Source organism: Mycobacterium sp. E2733, from assembly GCF_001667585.1.
Taxonomy (GTDB): Bacteria; Actinomycetota; Actinomycetes; order Mycobacteriales; family Mycobacteriaceae; genus Mycobacterium.
Window position 1 is genome coordinate 162,746 of record NZ_LZJZ01000020.1, and the last position, 18,334, is coordinate 181,079.

Consider the following 18,334-nt stretch of genomic DNA (forward strand, 5'->3'; position numbering starts at 1 on the left):
ATGGCGATCGAACCAAAATGTAAAGCGGTCACGACAGCGGATCCAACTCCGAGATCAGCCAGGAACCCTTGACTTTCGTCAACGTCACCCGGGCGCCGTTCGCGGTCGTCTGCGGTTCCGGCTTGTCCTTGCTTGTGGCGGTCTGGTTGATGAACACCAGCACCACGGCTGAATTCGGGTGCAACTCCATAACAGCAGCCCGAACCACCTTGGCTGTCTCCGTGACGCGTTTCTGCTGTGCCAGCGCCGCGATCTGTTCTGAGAACTTGGTGTAGTAGGCGAGGAAATTACCGGTGAGATACGACTTTGCCTTCGCGAAATCACGGTTGAGGTTGTCGGGAGCGTACGACAGCACTGCTACAGAACCGTCTGACGCCGCCTGGATCGCTTGGTTCGCCGCCGCGTCGCCGACCTGCTGATCCGGCCGGTACAAAACGAAGTAGAGACCGGCGGCGACGCCCATCGCGGTGACGACCAACAGTGTCGCGACTATGGAACGCCACCTCGCCAGGCACCGGCGGATCCAGCGCTTGATCGTGGCCAGTCCGCTGGTCCGAGCCGGTTCCCGGGAAGCGGGCGGTCCCGTGTTCTCGTCGGCGGGCGGACTTTCCCCGTCGCCAATCGCTGTTTCGGTGCTGTCCGGCAGCGAGCCATGCTCGACAGTCATTGCAGGAAATCAACTTTCGACATCTTGAGCTGCCCGCGTTCGCGGTCCATATTGACGCTGAGCCGGAATAAGGCCGGTGGCGGTTTGGCGTTATCCGGCCCAGTGGCAACGGTTTTCGCCGCCACGAGCATAACCCCCGAATTGTCGCCCGCCGACTCGACGGCGACGGCTTCCACGGTGACGGTGCTGCCGACCTTCGTGTCCTCGGCCTTCTTGACCATGAGGAGTGACATCGCCGACAGTTGGCTGTTGAGGTCGCCCGTCGAGGCATCGATCATGCGCTGGACATCCCTCTTGGCATGATCGGGGTCAATTGACAACAGCGCCGTGACCCCTTGCCGGGCTGCGGCACTGAACTCCGCCGCGAGCTGTTGTTTGTGCACGGTGGTGCGGTGCTGCGAAACCATGTAACCGCTCGCTGCGAGGGAAGCGGAGGCGAGCGCGATGCCGACGCCGGCGGCTACGTTTTTCCGCCTCGGGCGTCGGAGCCAGCGTGGCCGCCCGGGGCGGCGGAGCCGTAGGCGTGCCCGGGTGGACTTTGCGGGGGGCTGCTCGACATTTTCGGAACCAGCGTGGTCGTTCGCGTCTCCGGTTTCGGCTGCCGCGCGCAGCCTGGCGAGGCGTGCCCGAGCCGCCTCGGCGCGCGCTTCAGCCTTGGCAACTTCGTCTTCTGAGTCCACTTCCGAGACGGGTGCTATCGCACCGGGGTCTCCTCCTGAACGCGGCTGTGACTCGTCGTGGTCGGTCACGTCCGCCGGCTCATCACAATGGTCGGCCTCGGGCCGCTCCGGATCGTGCACGGAGAAGCAGCCTATCACTCCAGCTTGGGCTCAACGCCGGCATCGACCGGCTGCTCCATGGCTCTTACATGCGGAAACGCGCACTTGCCCGGGTACGGGGCTGGGTAGCGTTCGGCGTTGATCGGCGCCGGCGGTAGTGCGGTCAGGTGATCTTCTCCGACCAGGAGAATTTTCTTTTCAGATATGGCACAGTAATCGGGTGCGATCGATCGTGGCCCTGGTTGCCGCGTTGCTCGGCGCCAGTGTGCTGGCGGCGCCGCCATCGTTTGCGGGGCCTTCCGTCTGCGACTACCCCGCCTGCACCCCGGGCATCATGCCGCACCAGGTTTTGGGCGCGCCGTGCGACAACACCACTTACTACGCCTTTGGTGTCGCCGACGGCTACGTCTCCTTCGCCTCCGAGCCCGGCCGTTTGATGTTCTGCGGCTCGCCGAGGAGATACCAGCCGCGATGGTTCCGGTCACCGCCCATGGCGGGAGTCAAGGAGGAAGGCGCCGACTGCCAGAACTACCAGAACTACGTCGCGCAGGCGCCCGATGGTCTGTTTCTGATCTGCTTTGCCCACGACGGCGTTATGACCTGGGTACGCGCCGACACGTAGCCGCACTGTTCATCCGTCGTTGGCTTCCCGAGGCAGACCGAGCAGACGCCGGCTCAAATCGGTAACCCGTTCGAGCAATGTTTCGTCGTCGATGTCGGCAACCAGCGGATGCATGACCGCGGTGCTGAGTGCGCCGGAGAACATGGCCGCCTCGATCCGCCCGTCCAGACCCGCATCGCTCAGCAGCACCTGGTACAGGCGGTCCATGAAAAGTTGAAACGGCTTGTGCTCGGCCAGCAATCGGACGACGACGGGATCGAATTGCAGCGTGCGCACCAACCGGCGGTCGCGAACCGCCATCTCGACCACGCGCACCAACAGGGCATCTCGCGCCTGAGGTCCGTCGTCGTATGCTTCGGCCTCCTCGAGCGCCGGCTCGAGCCGGCCGAGTTCGCGCTCGGTCACGGCGATGACGATCTGTTCTTTAGTCCGAAATTGATGGTAGACAGCGGCTTTCGTTATCCCGACGGCATCGGCGATCATCTGCAGCGACGTACCGCTGACACCATGTGTGGCGAACAGATCCAACGCGGCATCGAGCACGCGCGTCCGGGCCGCGCTGTGCTCGATCAGCCAGAATTGCTCATCCGTGACCGGTTGCCGCGCTGTTCCCACGCACCGAGACTAGACGACGATATTGACTCCAAGCTAGCCGATCGGCTAGCTTCGCTGACTAGCCGTGTGGAGGCGACCGATCTCGCGTGGGAGGGAGCGCTGATGTCCGACGTCGACGGTGGCGATGCACAAGGTCGGGGGTCGAGGCAGGCCGCGCTGCGCCGGACCGACGGTGAGCTGATCCTGCTCTGGACGTTGCCAGTGGCGCTGCTGCTATGGATCGCCTGCTTCTTCCTGTTTCCGGGCTTCAATCCGCCGATGTCGCCAACGATGCCGGCGGAACAGGTCGCCGCCTTTTATCGCGATCCGGCGCACCTCCCGGAGATCCGGTACAGCATGATCGTGTTCAACTGGTTCGGTGTGTGCCTGGTGCCGATCCTGGCCCTGATCGTCCTGCAGATCCGCCGAATGGCGCATCGGACACCGATCTTCTCCTACGCGATGCTGGGCTGCGCGGCCGGCGGCCCGACCCTGTTCCTGGTAGCCAACGTCTGCTGGCTGCTGGCGGCCTTCCGCCCGGAACGCAGCCCGGAGCTGACCCAGTTACTCAACGATTTCGGCTGGATGACCTTCACCATCCTGGTCCCGTTTTTGATCGGGCAAAGCGTAATCCTCGCCCTGGCAATCTATTTCGATGACCAACCGCATCCGGTCCTCAGCCGCTGGGTGGCCCACTTCAACCTCTTGGTGGCCGTCGCGCTGGTGCCCGCGGCCTTCGTCGGTATCTCACTGACCGGCCCGCTGGCGTGGGACGGCTTCCTGTCCTTCTGGGTGAAGAACGTTGCCATTGCGGTCTGGATCGTCGTGATGGGCGTTGTGCTGGGACAAGCCATTTATCGGGAGCGCGCCGAGAACCGTGGGCGTCCCGAAGAATTGGTCAACGCGTGAGCAGCGTGATCACACCGCCGAAGCCCCCGCCCCAGGGCCCGCCGCAGCACCGAATCGCATGGCATCTGCGGCACAATCCCAAGCGCGAGCTGTGGCTGGCGTGGTGGACGATGATCGTGTTCTACAACGTCTTCTTTCCGATGTTCTTCATCGTGGCTCAAGTCCAGCCGCCGCCGCAGCCGACCTGGGACCTCGCGACGCAGGTCCACTGGTTCTCCGAACGGCACCTGGGCATACCTTTCGGCTTCGGCGTCATCTTCGCCATCAGCGGCATGATCGCGTTCAACAATGCGCTCATCGCCTACTCGATGCGACGCATGTCCGTCAGCCGCGCGTTCGGCTACTCGTATCTGATCATCTATTCGCTCAGCGCGGTTCCCGGAATGCTGCTGCTGTGCATCGCGCTGATCGTCGGGACCCTACGGCCAGAGCGCGACCCCGAAGCGATCGGCTGGCTCTACGACTTCGCCTTCTTGTCTTTCGACGGGACCATGGGAGTGTTCCTGATCGGCTCGCTGATCTGGATGGTCGCGATTCTGCTCGACAAGAACCGGGTGTTCCCCAAGTGGTTCGGCTATCTCAACCTGTGCAACGCACTGACCGAGGTTGTCGTGTCGCCGTGCTGGATTTTCCAGCGGGGTGTCTTGGCCTGGAATGGTCAGATCGCTTGGTGGTTGGACATGGTGGTGTTCGGCGTCTATCAGGTCACCTTCATCGTGATGCTCTTTCAAATGATCCGCCGTGAGGACTTCGGCACCGGGCCGCTGCCAGAGCTGCCGCGGAAACGGAAAGCCGCGCCGACCGATGTCAAGGCTCCGTCCTGATGTCTGAACTCGGCGAAGCGAATAACCGCGCCCGATTCGTGCCGGGTCAGCCCGACATGTGGGCCTTCGTGTTGTTCGAGACACTGGTTTTCACCGGATATTTCGGGTTTTACCTGTTCTACCGCGCCCGCAGCCCCGAGCTCTTCCTGCATGCGCAGGCTCAGCTCGACCTGCGCGTGGGGGTCGTCAACACCCTTGTCTTGCTGCTGAGCTCCTGGTCGGTTGCGCGTTGTGTCCAGTCGGCGCGGGTCGGCGCCTACCGCGCGGCGCTGCAAGAGGTGTTCATCACGGTCGCATTCGCCGCGGTTTTCCTCTTCTTCAAGGTCTTCGAATGGGCCCGGTTGGTGCGCATGGGAAATGGATTGGACAGCAACGACTTTTTCACCTACTACTTCTTTCTCACCGGTATCCACTTCGTGCATCTGCTGATCGGCTTCGTCGCCCTCGGCGTCATCGTCTATCAGCTTCGCGAGAAGACGCGAAAGACCCACGCATCAAACGAATCTCAGCAGCTGGTCGAAACCTGCGCCACCTATTGGCACACCGTCGATTTCCTGTGGGTGTTGATCTTCGCGCTGCTCTACGTGGTGAGGTGATCGGAATCAAATTCAACAAACGACTCCTGGTGGTATGGATGATCCTGGCGGCCCTCACCCTCGGCTACCTATGGATAGACCACTCCGCAGGGGGCCGGGCCGGCGCGCTGAATTCCAGTGCGGTGGTCACGTCGAGTGTCATCGTGATCGCACTTATCAAGGTGCGCATCATCTTTCGTGAGTTCATGGAGGTGCGAAACGCTCCGGTACTGCTGTGCCGGCTTACCGACGCGTGGGTGGTGCTGATGGCCGTCGCCCTGCTCACCTGCTATTTCGTCGGCATGACGCACTGAGTCAGCCGACGGACGCGACCGCGTCCGCGGTGGTGAACTTCAGGTGCAGTTCGCTCAGGCCTCGCAGGATGTAGGTCGGCTCGTAGGTGTAGCGACGTTCGGCCGCCGGCCCGTGATGAGCCTCGTTGATTTCGATGTGCGGCATCCGGTCCAGGATCCGTTCGATCGAGACACGGCCCTCGACGCGGGCGAGCGGCCCACCGGGACACGAGTGCACGCCACGCGCGAACGCCATGTGTTCGCGGACGTTCTTGCGGCGAAGGTCGAACTCGTGCGGGTTGTCGAACCGGCGCGGGTCGCGGTTGGCGGCGCCCGGTAGCACCATCACAACAGTGCCGGCGGGGATGTCGACACCGCCGATGCTCGTTGCCCTGCGGGCCAGGCGCGAATCGCTCTTGACGGGGCTGTCCATGCGCAGCGATTCCTCGATGAACGCGGGGATCAGGCTGCGGTCCTCGCGCACCTGTTGCTGGATGTCGGGCCGATCGCCGAGTACCTGCAGGGCAGCGCTGAGCAGCTTGGCGGTGGTTTCCTGTCCGGCGGCGAAGAGGAACGTCGCCGAGCGGACCACCTCGATCACCGGGGGCGTCGAGCCGTCCGGATACTTCGCTTCCGCCAGGAAGGTCAGCACGTCGCCGCGGGGTTCGCGCCGCCGATCCTCGATGTAGTTGCAGAACTTGTCGTCGAGCCACTCCAGCGGGTTGATCCCGACCGACTCGTGATCCAGCGCGCCAACCCGCGCCTCGGGGCGGTCGGCGCCCAAGACTTTACGAAACTCCTTGTGGTCCTCTTCAGGTACGCCGAGTAGGTCGGCGATCACCAGCGTGGCGAACGGCTTTGAGTATTCGGCGATGAACTCGCACTCGCCGTTGCGCAGGAACTCGTCGAGCTGACGGTCGGCGAGCCGCCACATGAACTCCTCGTTCTGCTTCAGCCGGCTCGGAGTCAGCAGCTTGGCCAGCACCGACCGGGCCTTGGTGTGCTCCGGCGGGTCCATGGTGACCATGTGCTCGTTCATGGGAAAGGAGCTGCGGTGCGCATCGATCTGGGGACCGATGTCGTCGCCTTCGGGCGTGAAGGGCAGCGGTGGGAACGGCCCGCCGAGCGCGACGATGTTGGAGAACGTCTCCGGATCCTTATAAACCTCGCAGGCTTCGTCGTAACCGGTGACCGCGACGACGCCATAGTGCGGCAGGCGCAGCACCGGGTTCTGACTGCGCAGGTAGTCGAAATAAGGGTGCGGATCCGGGACCAGTGACGGGTCGGTGAAGAAGTCGATGGAATCGTACGTGCTCATCGGATTGCGTCTCCCTGGGCTGGGTTACCGGTCTTATCGGCGGCAAACCGTACCGCCGCCCCGATTTCGAGAACCGAAAATGTGCTGAGCACCTGCTTAGCATGGCGGTAATGTCAGGGTCAAGATCGCAACGCCGCGCCACGATACGATCCGTGGGGTCGGATGGCGCACAGTACGGAGTGTGGAGATGACAGCGTCTTCTTCCGGGGCTCGCAGGATCGGAGCGCCGGACGCGAAGAATCGCGGCCTGCTGCTCGACGCGGCCGAACAACTGATGCTCGAAGAGGGTTACGCCGCCGTGACCTCGCGTCGCCTCGCCGGCAGGGCCGGGCTGAAGCCGCAGCTGGTGCACTATTACTTCCGCACCATGGAGGACCTGTTCCTCGAGGTCTTCCGGCGCCGTGCCGAGGAGGGCCTGCGGTTTCAAGCCGAAGCGCTGCAGTCGCCACAGCCGCTGTGGGCGCTGTGGAGGTTCGGCACCGATCCGGCATTCACCCGCATCTCGATGGAATTCATGGCGCTGGCGAACCATCGCAAGGAGATGCGAGCCGAAATCGCTTACTACGCCGAGCGTTTCCGTGAGGAACAGCGCCAAGCGGTGGCGGCCGCGCTGCAACGCTACGGCGAGGACACCTCCGAGATGCCGCCGGTGGTCTGGACGGTGCTGATGACCAGCCTGTCGCGCATGCTGGTGCTCGAGCAGGCTATCGGCATGTCCGGCGGCCATGCCGAGACCATGGCGCTGGTCGAGAGCCACCTGCGCCGCCTGGAAGGCGAGCCGCAACCCATTCCTGGTATGCCGCCGGCCTGGGTGGTTCACCAGTTGCGCAGCGAACAGAGCACGCCCTTCGGGCCGTCCTGAGATACGACGACGGCGCCGTCGACCGCAAGATCGCAGTGCAGCCCCGGCGTGCCGGGCTCCGTGCCCGTGCTCGCCACGACCATCGCGTACGCGTCGGGGTTCGACATGTCCAGATCGAAGCTCCATGGCTTGTCCGGAGCGATGTCAACGTCGACGTGCGGTGTGAACGAGTAGGGGTTGTGGCTGTAGTCGGAGAATTTTTCCGGCTGGTGGTCCAGGTAGTAGATATCGGTGTAGATCGGGTTCTGCGCGCTCACGGTGTACTTGACATGATGCATGACCGGGTCGGCATGGGCGCGGCCGGGGCCCACGACTGAACAGGTCGCACCGGCCAGCATCGCCGCCAACGTGGCCGCGCCCCAGCCCAACCGTCTGACCGTCATTTCGCCCCTCCGGCCGCCCGTCGCGCACTCGTGGTGCGGTTCATCACCCGCTCCGCGGCCCGCCAGTGTGCGTCGGCAACCCACAGCCGCGCAAAGGATGCTATCGCTTCGTCTGCCGAAACTCCGCTGATTACGCGCTTAATCTCGGTCGCCGGATGGCGAGCCAGCGACCTCGCGATGGCTTGCCACCCTTCGTCGAACGAGGCGCGGGGGAACACCCGGTCCACCAAGCCGACTCGCTCGGCCTCCTCCGCGGTGAGCGCGGTTCCGGTGCCGGCCAACAACAGCGCCCGGCTCTTTCCGACGAGCTCGGCCAGCCGCTCGGCGCCGCCCCAGGCCGGCATGATCGCCAGCTCCACCTGGTTGAAGGCGATCTTGACGTCGTCGGCCGCCACCCGGATGTCGGCGGCGACGGCCACTTCGGCGCCACCGCCGAAGGCGTGGCCGTTGAGCGCGGCGATCACCGGAGCCGGGAAGCTGGCAAGCTGATCGCAGATCGCACGCATCCGCTTGGCCATCGCCGCGGCGTCCTCTTCGGTGCGCAGCGCACGCAGTTCCTTGAGGTCGCCGCCGGATACAAAAGCCCGCTCGCCCGCCCCCTTGATCACCAGGGTCCTGGCGCCCGCCGCGGCGTCGAGCGCCTTCTCCAGCTGCTGCATGGTGTCCAGCGCGATGGCATTGCGCGCATGCGGGCGATCGATGGTCAGCACCGCCAACCCGTCATCGATCTCCAGGTCCACCATGCGTTATTGCTCCTTGGACGAGAACAGACGATATTGGCATTCTCTCGATGCGAGAATAACATCGTCGCCGCAGGCCGAAGAGCTATCGTCAGCGAAGACAGGGGCGCCCCATGCGGGATCGAATCGCGGCAATGGTCACGGCGTCGCTCGCCGTCACCATGCTCGGCGCGTGCACTCCGCGGCCGCCCACCCAAATCTCCAGCACCGCCTCCGCGACCGTCAACGGAGTCGACACGAAGTTCAACGTCGTCAAGTGCGGTCAGCGGGAGTGGACCCGGACGATCGACATCGGCGGCGACTTCGCCGGGGCCAAAGTCATCGTCGACGAGCGAGCGGATCCGGTTTCCGTCGAGTCGGTCCGCATCCGCAACCTGGGCGACTTCACCGGCATGTACTCGCGTGGGGGCGAGGGTGATGCGGACATAAGTTTGAGCGGCGGCAGGTTCACCATCACCGGCACCGCGCACGGCTCGAAGGCCGACAAACCCAACGAGCCGACCACGGCCACCTTCAAAATCGTCATTGCTTGCTGACCGGCCATTCAGGACGCCGGGGCCCGTTGCGGTTCGACGCCTGTAGAGAATACAATTCTCATAAATTGCGAAGGAGGATTTCATGGGCCAGTTGTCGCACCGGGAGGACGTCCCGTTTCCGATCTTTGACGCGGACAACCATCTCTACGAGCCGCCGGAGGCGCTGACCAAGTTCCTGCCGAAGGAGTACAAGGACTTCGTCCAGTACGTGCAGATCAATGGGCGCACCAAGATCGCGATTCGCGGCCACATCAGCAACTACATTCCCAACCCGACCTTCGAGGTCGTCGCCCGGCCGGGCGCGTGGGAGGAGTACTTCAAGTACGGCAACCCGGACGGCAAGAGCAAGCGCGAACTGTTCGGTGAGCCGATGCGCGCGATCCCGGCGTTCTTCGAGCCCGGCCCGCGTCTGGAGAAGATGAACGAGCTGGGTCTGGACCGCACCCTGATGTTCCCGACGCTGGCCAGCCTGCTCGAGGAGCGGTTGCGCGACGACCCGGTCGCCATCCACGTCCTGATCCATGCGCTGAACGAATGGCTCGATGAGGTCTGGGGCTTCAACTACCAGAACCGGATCTTCACCACTCCGGTCATCACCCTGCCGATCGTCGACAAGGCGATCGAAGAGCTGGAGTGGGCGGTCAAGCGCGGTGCGCGCTGCATCCTGATCCGCCCGGCTCCGGTCCCCGGCTTCCGCGGCCCTCGGTCGTTCGCGGTGCCCGAGTTCGACCCGTTCTGGGAGCGGGTCGTCGAGTACGACCTGCTCGTCGGCATGCACTCCAGCGACAGCGGTTACTCCCGGTACACCTCCGAGTGGGACGGTGCCGAGCAGGAGATGCTGCCGTTCCAGACCAATGCGATGGGCATCCTCAACGAGTGGCGGCCCATCCAGGACGCGGTGGGCTCGTGGGTGATCCACGGTGCGCTCTACCGCCACCCCAAGCTGAAGGTCGCGATCGTCGAGGCCGGCTCGAAATGGATGACCCCGTTGCTGGATGGCCTTGCCGAGGTCTTCCGGAAGGCGCCGGAAGTCTTCCCGAGCGACCCGGTCGAGATGGTCAAGAACCGCATCCACGTCAGCCCGTTCTTCGAGGACGGCATCGACGACCTGGTCAATCTCGTCGGCGTGGACCGGGTGCTGTACGGCTCGGACTGGCCGCACCCCGAAGGGCTGGCCGAGCCGACCTTCTACGTCAACGCGCTGTCGCACCTGTCGGTCGACGACCAGGCAAAGATCATGGGCGGCAACCTCGGTCGGCTCGTCACGGTGTGACGCCTAGGGAGGCGTGGCGGACCATCCCCGAGATGGTCTTGAGCGCGGCGGACCGCTTCGGCGATGCGGAAGCGGTCGTGGACGGTCCGCTGCGCCTCACATTCTCCGAAGTGGTAGAGCGAATCCGTTGCGCCGCAGGCGCATTCGCTGACCTCGGGGTGGAGAAGGGCGACCGGGTCGCCATCTGGGCGCCCAACTCGGCAGAGTGGATTATCGCCGCCTTCGGGCTGCTCACCGCCGGCGGCGTGCTGGTTCCGGTCAACACGCGGTTCAAGGCGGACGAAGCGGGCGACATCATCACCCGCAGCAAGGCGAAGGCCGTACTGGTCCAGAAGGGCTTTCTGGGGCAGGACTACACCGCGCCGGCCGGGATACCCGTCATCGATCTGAAATCCGACTTCCTTGCCGGGGGCTCCCCGTTCGCGTGCGCGGTGGGCGGCACCGACATCGCCGACGTCATCTTCACCTCGGGCACGACCGGTCGCCCGAAGGGCGCGATGATGAATCATCGCCAGACACTGCGGATGTATGAGGAATGGGCGACGCTCGCGGACCTGCGCCAGGGGGACCGCTACCTGCAGATCAACCCGTATTTCCACACGTTCGGCCTGAAAGCGGGACTGATCACGTCGTTTCTGCGGGGTGCGACGATGCTGCCGGTCGCGGTTTTCGACGTCGACGCGGTGGTGAATCTCGTTGAGCGCGAACGCGTCACGATGCTGCCCGGTCCGCCGACGCTGTACCACTCGTTGCTGACGGTCGGCGACAAGGCCAAGCTGTCGACGCTGCGAGCGGGCGTCACCGGCGCGGCCGACATCCCGGTGGAACTGGTCCGTCGCATCCACGGCGAACTGCCCTTCCAGACGCTGATGACCGGATACGGGCTGACCGAGGCGGGCAACGTCACCCTGTCCCGGCCCGGCGATTCGTTCGAGGACGTGGCGACCACGGCGGGCCTGCCGTGCGACGGGGTGGAGGTGCGCATCGCCGACGACGGCGAAGTGCTGGTCCGCGGCTACGGCGTGATGCAGGGGTATTTGGATGACCCGGAGGGCACCGCCGCGGCGATCGACACGGACGGCTGGTTGCACACCGGCGATCTGGGCCGCCTCGACGCGGCGGGTCGGCTGCGGATCGACGGCCGCAAGAAGGACATGTTCATCGTGGGCGGGTTCAATGCCTACCCGGCGGAGATCGAGGGCTACCTGCTGGAGCATCCGGCGGTGGCGCAAGCCGCCGTCATCGGGGTCCCCGATGATCGGCTCGGCCAGGTGGGCAAGGCCTTTGTGGTGGCGAAAACGCGGGTGTCCGAGGATGACCTGCTGATATGGTGCCGAGAGCGGATGGCTGGATTCAAAGCGCCGAGATCCATCCAGTTTCTCGACGAGCTGCCGCTCAATGCCACGGGGAAAGTGATGAAGGATCAACTCCGTTGAGTGACGGCGACATTCATTCGATGGTGATCGCGTCGGATTACCGTGTCCCGGACCCCAGCCGGGTATGGCCGCTGCTCGAGCGCAGAAAGGCGGCGCTGTCCGACATCGGCGCCCACCACGTCCTGGTCTACACCTCGACGCATGACTACGGCCGCGTGTTGGTGATGATCGGAATCCACAGCCGCGAGCCGATCGTGGAGCTGCTGCGCTCGCGAGTCTTCTTCGACTGGTTCGACGCGGCCGGCGTCGACGACATTCCGGCGGTCTTCGCCGGCGAGATCGTCGAACGGTTCGTCCCGGCGCCCACCGTGACGCCCGAGGCGCCCGGCGTCGTGGTCGCCACCATCGCCTCGGTCCACGACGTGGCGGCGCTGGCCGCCGAAGTCGCTTCGGCCACCGACAGATTCGTCGCGGCCGGCATCCGCAAGACCTGGATCTTCCAGGCCTTCGACGATGAGCACGAGGTGCTGATCATGTCGGAGCTGCCCGACGAAGAGAGCGCGCGGCGATGGATCGAGCATCCCGACGCAGCGGCCGAGTGGATGTCCGGCGCCGGAATGGGGCCCTATCCACCGATATTCGTCGGCCGATTCACCAACATGATGCGCATCGAGGCGGACTGAGCGGGCAGGGCGATGTTCGTGTGCCTGTGCAACGGAGTCACCAGTCAAACCGTGACCGAGGCGGTCGAAGCCGGGGCCTGCACCACCAAGGATGTCGCCCAGGCCTGCGGAGCGGGCGCCGACTGCGGGCGTTGCCGGCGCACGGTCCAGGCGATGCTGCGCTCGTCCGACCCGGCCGGCGGGCCCCCTCCCTCCGAGCCCCGCTGACGCGGCGTCCCTAGCGGCGAACGCTGCCGTCCGGCGATGTCGGCTGGACGAGTTCGACCAGCAGCGGCGGGATTTCGAGCCTCGGCAAGACCACCTCGACGAGCACCATGCTGTCGCGGTGCTGCGCGGCGGCGGTCAAGGCGTCATCGAGCTCGCCGTAGGTCCGCACCCGGAACGCCAGGTGGTCGGCGACCCCCAGCGCGTTGGGGATGTCGGTCCACTGCCAATTCACGATGTCGTTGTAGGGCGCCGTCTCTCCGTGGATCGCCCGTTCGACGGTGTAGCCGTCGTTGTTGACCACGACGATGACCGGGGACAGCCCTTCCCGTGAGAACGTGCCGAGCTCTTGCACGGTGAGTTGCGCGGCGCCGTCGCCGATCAGCAGCACGGTCCGGCGGTCCGGATGTGCCACCCCGGCGCCCAATGCGGCGGGCAGTGTGTAACCGATTGAGCCCCAAAGGGGTTGGCCGATGAATGTGACGCCCTGGGGCAAGCGGTGGTCGGCCATGCCATAGAAGGAGGTGCCCTGGTCGGCGAGGACCACGTTGCCCGGTGTGAGGGCTGTGCAGAGGCGGTCCCACAGCATCTCCTGCGTCAGCGGTTGATCGCGCGGCGGGGGTGGGGGCAGATCGTCGGCGGGCGGCGCCGCCACCGGCCGCGACGTGATCGGGCGCCGGGTCAGGATGGTCGACAGCGCCTCCAGCGCGGCGCTCATCTCCAGCGGCGCAAAGACCTCGCCGGCCACACTGCTCTGGTACTGCCCGACATCGATGGTCCGCGCCGGGTCGATCCGCTGGCTGAAGAAGCCGCTGACCATGTCGGTGAAGACCACGCCGGCGGTCACCAGCACCGGTGCCTCCTCGATCGCGGTGCGCACCGCCGGCGCGCTGGCCGAACCGGCGTAGATCCCCAGGTAGTTGGGCGAGCTTTCGTCGAGCAGGCTCTTCCCCCACATCAGCGTGGCGTAGGGCACCACGTCGGCGGCCAGCAGCGCCTCGAGTTCCTTGACCACCTGCAGCCGGTGCACCAGCAAGTCGGCCAGCACGGTCAGCTGGTGGTCGGCGATGAGCTCGGAGGCGGCCTCGGCGAACAGGGACAACGCGCGCGGGCTGGTGCCGCCGGCGTAGCGGGGCAGCGGATCACCGGGCGGCTCGGTGGGGAAGCGGGCCACATCGGTGGACAGCAGGATGTATCCGGGGCGCTTCTGCTCGCGCACCTCGGACAGCACCCGGTCGATCTCCCGGCGGGCGTTCGCGGGCATGAGGTTGGCCTGGGCGCAGGTGATCTCGCGGCTGACCCGGAAGAAGTGCTCGAAGTCGCCGTCGCCGAGCGAGTGGTGCAGCGCGCGCCGGGTGCCCTGCGCGTCTTTGGACGGTCCGCCGACAATGTGCACGATGGGCACCTGTTCGGCATAGCTGCCCGCGATGGCGTTGGCCGCCGACAGTTCCCCGACGCCGAAAGTCGTTACCACGGCCGACATTCCGCGCAGTCGACCGTACCCGTCGGCGGCGTAGCCGGCGTTCAGCTCGTTGGCGTTGCCCACCCAGCGGATGGTGGGGTGGGCGACGATGTGGTCGAGGAATTCCAGGTTGTAGTCGCCGGGAACGCCGAAGATCTCGGTGACGCCGAGTTCGGCGAGGCGGTCTAACAGGTAGTCGCCGACGGTGTAGACGGGCTCGGGCGCTGCGTCAGGCACAAGCACGACGGTACCTCGGTCGAATCCGTTCCGGGCGCGACGCCGTTTCAGTATCGTGCGGGCCATGGCACTCAAGGAATCCCGCGACATCGTCATCGAAGCCAGTCCGGAGGAGATTCTGGACGTCATCGCCGATTTCGAGGCGATGCCCGAATGGTCCGAACCCCATCAGAGTGCGGAGATCCTCTCGACCGGTGACGACGGGCGGCCCAGCCAAGTGAAGATGAAGGTGAAGGTCGCCGGGATCACCGACGAACAGGTGGTGGCCTACACCTGGGCGGACGACGCGGTGAGCTGGACGCTGGTGAGCTCCTCGCAGCAGAAGGCGCAGGACGGCAAGTACACCCTGATACCGCAGGGCGAGGCGACCCTGGTCAAGTTCGAGCTCCTCGCCGACCCGAATGTGCCACTGCCCGGCTTCGTCCTGAAACGCGCCGTGAAGGGGACGATCGACTCCGCGACCAAGGCGCTGCGCGAGCGGGTGCTGAAAGTCAAGAAGGGCAAATAATCGCGGTGGCCGGCGGTGGGCCCCTCGCCGGGGTGAAAGTGATCGAGCTCGGCGGCATCGGGCCGGGGCCGCACGCCGGAATGATGCTCGCCGACCTCGGGGCGGACGTGGTTCGGGTGCGGCGCCCCGGCGTGGCGATCGCAAGCGCGGCGAAGCCGGGCGAAGCGGGTCGCCACCAGAGGGGCGGCCTCACCATGCCGCCCGAGGACCGCGATCTGCTGCATCGCGGGAAGCGGATCGTCGACCTCGACGTCAAGGCGCAGCCGCAGGCGCTGCTGGATCTCGCCGCGAAAGCCGACGTGCTGCTGGACTGTTTCCGGCCCGGCACCTGCGAGCGACTCGGCATCGGCCCCGACGAGTGCGCGGCGGTCAATCCGCGACTGATCTTCGCGCGGATCACCGGCTGGGGGCAGGACGGGCCGCTGGCCCAAACGGCGGGGCACGACATCAACTACCTGTCGCGCACGGGCGCGCTCTCCGCGCTGGGCTACGCCGACCGGCCCCCGATGCCGCCGCTGAACCTGGTCGCCGACTTCGGCGGCGGTTCGATGCTGGTGCTGCTCGGCATCGCGGTCGCGCTGTACGAGCGGGAACGTTCGGGCCGGGGGCAGGTCATCGACGCGGCGATGGTGGACGGCGTCAGCCTGCTCGCCCAGATGATGTGGACGATGAAGTCGACCGGGGCGCTGCGCGACCGCCGCGAATCGTTCCTGCTCGACGGGGGTGCCCCGTTCTACCGCTGCTACGAGACCGCCGACGGCGGATACATGGCCGTCGGCGCCATCGAGCCGCAATTCTTCGCGGCGCTGCTGACCGGACTCGGCCTGTCGCCCGACGAGGTGCCCGGCCAGCTCGACATCGGGTCCTACCCGCAGATGTACGACGTCTTCGCGAAGCGGTTCGGCAGCCGGACACGCGACGAGTGGACGGCCGTTTTCGCCGGCACCGATGCGTGCGTCACTCCGGTGCTGACGTGGAGCGAAGCGGCGGCCGACGAACATCTGCGGGCGCGGTCGACGGTGATCACCGCCCACAGCGTTGACCAGGCCGCACCCGGTCCACGCTTCTCGCGCACTCCGGCCGGACCGGTGGGGCGGCCGCCCGCGGTGACCACGCCCCTCACCGAAATCGACTGGTAGCCAGCCTGCTACGCGGAACCATTCCGCACCCGGGCCGGCGTTGCTAGGTTGATCTCAGTGGCCGTTAAAGCATCACGCGAATTTGTCGTCGACGCGCCGCCGGAAGTGGTCATGGAGGCGCTGACCGATGTCGGCGTGCTGTCGTCGTGGTCACCGCTGCACAAACACATCGAAGTGATCGACCGTTATCCCGACGGTCGCCCCCATCATGTGAAAACGACGATCAAGATTTTCGGGCTCGTCGACAGGGAGATCCTGGAATATCACTGGGGTCCCGATTGGGTCGTCTACGACGCCAAAGGGACTGCCCAGCAGCACGGTCAGCACGTCGAGTACAACCTCAAACCCGAAGGTCTCGACAAGACCCGGGTGCGCTTCGACGTCACGGTCGAACCCGGTCGGCCGATGCCCGCCTTCATCGTCCGGCGGGCCAGCGAAAGCGTTCTCGACTCGTCGGTAAAGGGATTGTGCGAATTGGTAAAGCGCGGCAAAGGTTCAACCGAGCCCGAATAGTCGGCGGCTCGCATTTTTGCCACCGGAACCGCCCGAGCGGTTGCTAACTTGTTAGCAGTGGCCGTTCAAGCATCGTCGGAAATCGTCATCGACGCGCCTCCGGAAGTGATCATGGAGGCGCTGGCCGACATGGACGCCGTGCCGTCATGGTCGTCGGTGCACAAGCGGGTCGAAGTCGTCGACAAGCACCCCGACGGCCGACCGCACCACGTGAAGGTCACCATCGCGGTGACCGGCATCCACGACACGGAACTGCTCGAATACCACTGGGGGCCGGACTGGATGGTGTGGGACGCCCAGAAGACTGCCCAGCAACGTGGCCAGCACGGGGAGTACACCCTGACAAGGGAGGGCTACGACAAGACCAGGGTGCGGTTCGCCATCACCGTTGAACCGTTTGCTCCGCTGCCCGAGTTCTGGGTCAAGCGGGCCCGCAAGAAGATCCTCCATTCCGCGCTGGAGGGGCTACGTAAGCGCGTGGTCGAGGGCTTCGGCCCGGGCAGGTAGCCGACCGGTCACCGCAAGACGGCCAGCCGCCTGATCGCTTCGTCAAGGGTGTCTTCCCGTTTGCAAAAGGTGAAGCGCACCAAGTGATTCCACACCTCGGCTTGCACCGAGGCATGTTCGGCGGCGGGGTCGCAGAACGGCGACAGCGGGATGGCGGCTACCCCCGCCTTTTCCGGTAGCGCCGCACAGAACTCGGTGCTGTCGTCATAGCCCAGAGGGCGGGGGTCAGCGCAGAGGAAGTAGGTGCCGGCGCTGTCGTGCACCTCGAAGCCGATCTCGGACAGCCCGGCGGCCAGCCGATCGCGACGGGCCCGCAACGAGCTGCAGAGCGCGGCCACCCACGCGTCCTCGGTGTCGAGTGCGAGGGCCACCGCGGGCTGGAACGGCGCGCCGCCGACGTAGCTCAGGTATTGCTTTGCCGCGCGCACGCCGGCGATGAGTTCTGCTGGGCCGCAAGCCCATCCGATCTTCCAGCCGGTGCAGTTGAACATCTTGGCCGCGCTGGAGATGGTGATCGTCCGCTCGGCCATCCCATCGAAGCCGGCCAACGGAAGATGCCGGTGGTCGTCAAACACCAGGTGCTCGTAGACCTCGTCGGTGATCACCAAGAGGTCGGCGGCGACGGCGACCTCCGCGATGGCGGCCAGCTCGGCAGCGTCGAGCACCGTGCCGGTCGGGTTGTGCGGTGAGTTGACGATCAGCGCGCGGGTCCGTGGTGTCACCGCCCGGCGCAAGGCGTCGGCGTCCAGGGCGAAGCCACGACCATGAGGGACCAGGGGCACGGCCACCCGGTGCGCGCCGGCCATCGCCACCACCGGCGAGTAGGAGTCGTAGAACGGCTCGATGAGCAGGACCTCCGAGTCGGGCTCGACCAGGCCCAGCACCGCGGACGCGATGGCCTCGGTCGCCCCGACGGTCACCAGCACCTCGGTGTCGGGTTCGTACTCGATGCCGAAACGACGCCGCCGCTGGGCGGCGATGGCCTGCCGCAGCGGCGGGACGCCGATGCCGGGCGGGTACTGGTTGTGTCCCTCGGCGATGGCGTCTTGGGCGGCCTTCAACATGGCCGCGGGCCCGTCCTCGTCGGGAAAACCCTGACCGAGGTTGACCGCGCCGACCCGCGCGGCCAGCGCGGACATCTCGGCGAACACCGTCGTCGCGTACGGACGCAGTCGCGACACCGTCATGCTGGTCGAGCTTAGGGTGCGCTGGTGCTCGAACGTCACGCCAGTGTGGCGCTCGCGGTCCAGCGCCAAGCTGGCGTGTCCCCCGCACGCGGGGGTACCCCCAGCTCGGCGCGGGAGGTGCCCCCGGCTCGGATTACTGACCA

General features: G+C 65.8%; 23 protein-coding genes. 15 read left to right on the plus strand and 8 right to left on the minus strand.

From position 1 onward, the window contains the following. Window positions 1–28 precede the first annotated feature (28 nt). Both A5678_RS03970 and A5678_RS03975 read right to left on the minus strand, forming a co-directional pair. A complete protein-coding gene (locus A5678_RS03970) occupies window positions 29–667 on the minus strand; it encodes a hypothetical protein (RefSeq protein WP_068038688.1) in 639 nt (212 codons plus the stop codon). After that, window positions 664–1,467, minus strand: a complete 804-nt coding sequence (locus A5678_RS03975; protein ID WP_068038691.1) for a hypothetical protein — start codon at window positions 1,465–1,467, stop codon at window positions 664–666. The genes A5678_RS03970 and A5678_RS03975 overlap by 4 nt, the downstream gene beginning before the upstream one ends. A gap of 211 nt (window positions 1,468–1,678) precedes the next feature. Here A5678_RS03975 and A5678_RS03980 point away from each other — a divergent pair, with 211 nt between their 5' ends. After that, window positions 1,679–2,068, plus strand: a complete 390-nt coding sequence (locus tag A5678_RS03980; RefSeq protein WP_068038694.1) for a hypothetical protein — start codon at window positions 1,679–1,681, stop codon at window positions 2,066–2,068. A gap of 9 nt (window positions 2,069–2,077) precedes the next feature. Here the strand turns inward: A5678_RS03980 and A5678_RS03985 are convergent, their stop codons facing one another. After that, window positions 2,078–2,683 carry a TetR/AcrR family transcriptional regulator gene (locus A5678_RS03985; RefSeq protein WP_068038697.1) on the minus strand — a complete coding sequence of 202 codons (606 nt, stop codon included), beginning with the start codon at window positions 2,681–2,683 and terminating at the stop codon, window positions 2,078–2,080. A 102-nt stretch (window positions 2,684–2,785) separates the two neighbouring features. Here A5678_RS03985 and A5678_RS03990 point away from each other — a divergent pair, with 102 nt between their 5' ends. The 4 genes from A5678_RS03990 to A5678_RS04005 are packed head-to-tail and all read left to right on the plus strand — an operon-like array spanning window position 2,786 to window position 5,284. Continuing rightward, window positions 2,786–3,571, plus strand: a complete 786-nt coding sequence (locus A5678_RS03990; protein ID WP_068038850.1) for a hypothetical protein — start codon at window positions 2,786–2,788, stop codon at window positions 3,569–3,571. After that, entirely contained in the window at window positions 3,568–4,395 is an 828-nt protein-coding gene (locus A5678_RS03995; RefSeq protein ID WP_068038700.1) for a hypothetical protein, read from the plus strand. The genes A5678_RS03990 and A5678_RS03995 overlap by 4 nt, the downstream gene beginning before the upstream one ends. Beyond that, the gene (locus tag A5678_RS04000) at window positions 4,395–4,991 is read left to right on the plus strand and encodes a cytochrome c oxidase subunit 3 family protein (protein WP_068038703.1); all 597 of its coding nucleotides are present in this window, start codon (window positions 4,395–4,397) and stop codon (window positions 4,989–4,991) included. Before A5678_RS03995 ends, A5678_RS04000 begins: the two co-directional genes overlap by 1 nt. Then, a complete protein-coding gene (locus A5678_RS04005; protein WP_068038854.1) occupies window positions 4,991–5,284 on the plus strand; it encodes a cytochrome C oxidase subunit IV family protein in 294 nt (97 codons plus the stop codon). Before A5678_RS04000 ends, A5678_RS04005 begins: the two co-directional genes overlap by 1 nt. A gap of 1 nt (window position 5,285) precedes the next feature. On the opposite strand, the gene A5678_RS04010 is transcribed toward A5678_RS04005, so the two are convergent. Further along, window positions 5,286–6,581: a cytochrome P450 gene (locus A5678_RS04010; protein ID WP_068038708.1), complete on the minus strand. Its 1,296-nt coding sequence runs from the start codon at window positions 6,579–6,581 to the stop codon at window positions 5,286–5,288. A 187-nt stretch (window positions 6,582–6,768) separates the two neighbouring features. Between A5678_RS04010 and A5678_RS04015 the strand changes: the two genes are divergently transcribed. Next, a complete protein-coding gene (locus A5678_RS04015) occupies window positions 6,769–7,443 on the plus strand; it encodes a TetR/AcrR family transcriptional regulator (RefSeq protein ID WP_068038857.1) in 675 nt (224 codons plus the stop codon). On the opposite strand, the gene A5678_RS04020 is transcribed toward A5678_RS04015, so the two are convergent. Continuing rightward, window positions 7,398–7,781: a hypothetical protein gene (locus A5678_RS04020; RefSeq protein ID WP_082945376.1), complete on the minus strand. Its 384-nt coding sequence runs from the start codon at window positions 7,779–7,781 to the stop codon at window positions 7,398–7,400. The genes A5678_RS04015 and A5678_RS04020 overlap by 46 nt on opposite strands. Window positions 7,782–7,822: 41 nt before the next feature. Further along, window positions 7,823–8,569, minus strand: a complete 747-nt coding sequence (locus A5678_RS04025; RefSeq protein WP_068038714.1) for an enoyl-CoA hydratase/isomerase family protein — start codon at window positions 8,567–8,569, stop codon at window positions 7,823–7,825. Window positions 8,570–8,679: 110 nt separating this feature from the next. Here A5678_RS04025 and A5678_RS04030 point away from each other — a divergent pair, with 110 nt between their 5' ends. From A5678_RS04030 to A5678_RS04050, 5 genes are all read left to right on the plus strand, one after another. Continuing rightward, window positions 8,680–9,102, plus strand: a complete 423-nt coding sequence (locus A5678_RS04030; protein ID WP_068038717.1) for a lipoprotein LpqH — start codon at window positions 8,680–8,682, stop codon at window positions 9,100–9,102. An 82-nt stretch (window positions 9,103–9,184) separates the two neighbouring features. After that, the gene (locus tag A5678_RS04035; protein WP_068038720.1) at window positions 9,185–10,375 is read left to right on the plus strand and encodes an amidohydrolase family protein; all 1,191 of its coding nucleotides are present in this window, start codon (window positions 9,185–9,187) and stop codon (window positions 10,373–10,375) included. A 32-nt stretch (window positions 10,376–10,407) separates the two neighbouring features. Next, window positions 10,408–11,811 (plus strand): FadD3 family acyl-CoA ligase, encoded by a 1,404-nt coding sequence (locus A5678_RS04040; RefSeq protein WP_068038723.1) that lies wholly within the window; start codon window positions 10,408–10,410, stop codon window positions 11,809–11,811. Next, entirely contained in the window at window positions 11,808–12,434 is a 627-nt protein-coding gene (locus A5678_RS04045; protein WP_068038726.1) for a fatty-acid--CoA ligase, read from the plus strand. The genes A5678_RS04040 and A5678_RS04045 overlap by 4 nt, the downstream gene beginning before the upstream one ends. A 12-nt stretch (window positions 12,435–12,446) precedes the next feature. Further along, window positions 12,447–12,641, plus strand: a complete 195-nt coding sequence (locus tag A5678_RS04050) for a bacterioferritin-associated ferredoxin (RefSeq protein WP_068038729.1) — start codon at window positions 12,447–12,449, stop codon at window positions 12,639–12,641. Window positions 12,642–12,651: 10 nt separating this feature from the next. On the opposite strand, the gene A5678_RS04055 is transcribed toward A5678_RS04050, so the two are convergent. After that, window positions 12,652–14,337, minus strand: coding sequence for an alpha-keto acid decarboxylase family protein (locus A5678_RS04055; protein WP_068038860.1), 1,686 nt, complete (start codon window positions 14,335–14,337; stop codon window positions 12,652–12,654). A gap of 64 nt (window positions 14,338–14,401) precedes the next feature. Here A5678_RS04055 and A5678_RS04060 point away from each other — a divergent pair, with 64 nt between their 5' ends. Genes A5678_RS04060 through A5678_RS04075 form a run of 4 tightly spaced genes read left to right on the plus strand, consistent with a single transcriptional unit; the run spans window position 14,402 to window position 17,004 of the window. Further along, window positions 14,402–14,845 carry an SRPBCC family protein gene (locus tag A5678_RS04060; protein ID WP_068038863.1) on the plus strand — a complete coding sequence of 148 codons (444 nt, stop codon included), beginning with the start codon at window positions 14,402–14,404 and terminating at the stop codon, window positions 14,843–14,845. 5 nt (window positions 14,846–14,850) lie between these two features. Beyond that, window positions 14,851–15,984, plus strand: coding sequence for a CaiB/BaiF CoA-transferase family protein (locus A5678_RS04065; protein ID WP_068038732.1), 1,134 nt, complete (start codon window positions 14,851–14,853; stop codon window positions 15,982–15,984). Window positions 15,985–16,041: 57 nt separating this feature from the next. Further along, complete coding sequence (locus tag A5678_RS04070; protein WP_068038735.1) at window positions 16,042–16,497, plus strand: SRPBCC family protein; 456 nt, start codon at window positions 16,042–16,044, stop codon at window positions 16,495–16,497. Window positions 16,498–16,554: 57 nt separating this feature from the next. Next, on the plus strand, window positions 16,555–17,004 hold the full coding sequence (locus tag A5678_RS04075) for an SRPBCC family protein (RefSeq protein WP_068038738.1): 450 nt from the start codon (window positions 16,555–16,557) through the stop codon (window positions 17,002–17,004). 8 nt (window positions 17,005–17,012) lie between these two features. Here the strand turns inward: A5678_RS04075 and A5678_RS04080 are convergent, their stop codons facing one another. Further along, window positions 17,013–18,191: a pyridoxal phosphate-dependent aminotransferase gene (locus A5678_RS04080; RefSeq protein ID WP_068038742.1), complete on the minus strand. Its 1,179-nt coding sequence runs from the start codon at window positions 18,189–18,191 to the stop codon at window positions 17,013–17,015. Between the last annotated feature and the right edge of the window lie 143 nt (window positions 18,192–18,334).

Excerpts from the sequence above, each read along its gene's own strand:
- A5678_RS03970 (WP_068038688.1), bottom strand. The coding sequence starts at position 667 with ATGACTGTCGAGCATGGCTCGCTGCCGGACAGCACCGAAACAGCGATT.
- A5678_RS03990 (WP_068038850.1), top strand. The coding sequence starts at position 2,786 with ATGTCCGACGTCGACGGTGGCGATGCACAAGGTCGGGGGTCGAGGCAG.
- A5678_RS04000 (WP_068038703.1), top strand. The coding sequence starts at position 4,395 with ATGTCTGAACTCGGCGAAGCGAATAACCGCGCCCGATTCGTGCCGGGT.
- A5678_RS04010 (WP_068038708.1), bottom strand. The coding sequence starts at position 6,581 with ATGAGCACGTACGATTCCATCGACTTCTTCACCGACCCGTCACTGGTC.
- A5678_RS04015 (WP_068038857.1), top strand. The coding sequence starts at position 6,769 with ATGACAGCGTCTTCTTCCGGGGCTCGCAGGATCGGAGCGCCGGACGCG.
- A5678_RS04020 (WP_082945376.1), bottom strand. The coding sequence starts at position 7,781 with ATGCTGGCCGGTGCGACCTGTTCAGTCGTGGGCCCCGGCCGCGCCCAT.
- A5678_RS04025 (WP_068038714.1), bottom strand. The coding sequence starts at position 8,569 with ATGGTGGACCTGGAGATCGATGACGGGTTGGCGGTGCTGACCATCGAT.
- A5678_RS04030 (WP_068038717.1), top strand. The coding sequence starts at position 8,680 with ATGCGGGATCGAATCGCGGCAATGGTCACGGCGTCGCTCGCCGTCACC.
- A5678_RS04035 (WP_068038720.1), top strand. The coding sequence starts at position 9,185 with ATGGGCCAGTTGTCGCACCGGGAGGACGTCCCGTTTCCGATCTTTGAC.
- A5678_RS04040 (WP_068038723.1), top strand. The coding sequence starts at position 10,408 with ATGGTCTTGAGCGCGGCGGACCGCTTCGGCGATGCGGAAGCGGTCGTG.
- A5678_RS04050 (WP_068038729.1), top strand. The coding sequence starts at position 12,447 with ATGTTCGTGTGCCTGTGCAACGGAGTCACCAGTCAAACCGTGACCGAG.
- A5678_RS04060 (WP_068038863.1), top strand. The coding sequence starts at position 14,402 with ATGGCACTCAAGGAATCCCGCGACATCGTCATCGAAGCCAGTCCGGAG.
- A5678_RS04080 (WP_068038742.1), bottom strand. The coding sequence starts at position 18,191 with ATGACGGTGTCGCGACTGCGTCCGTACGCGACGACGGTGTTCGCCGAG.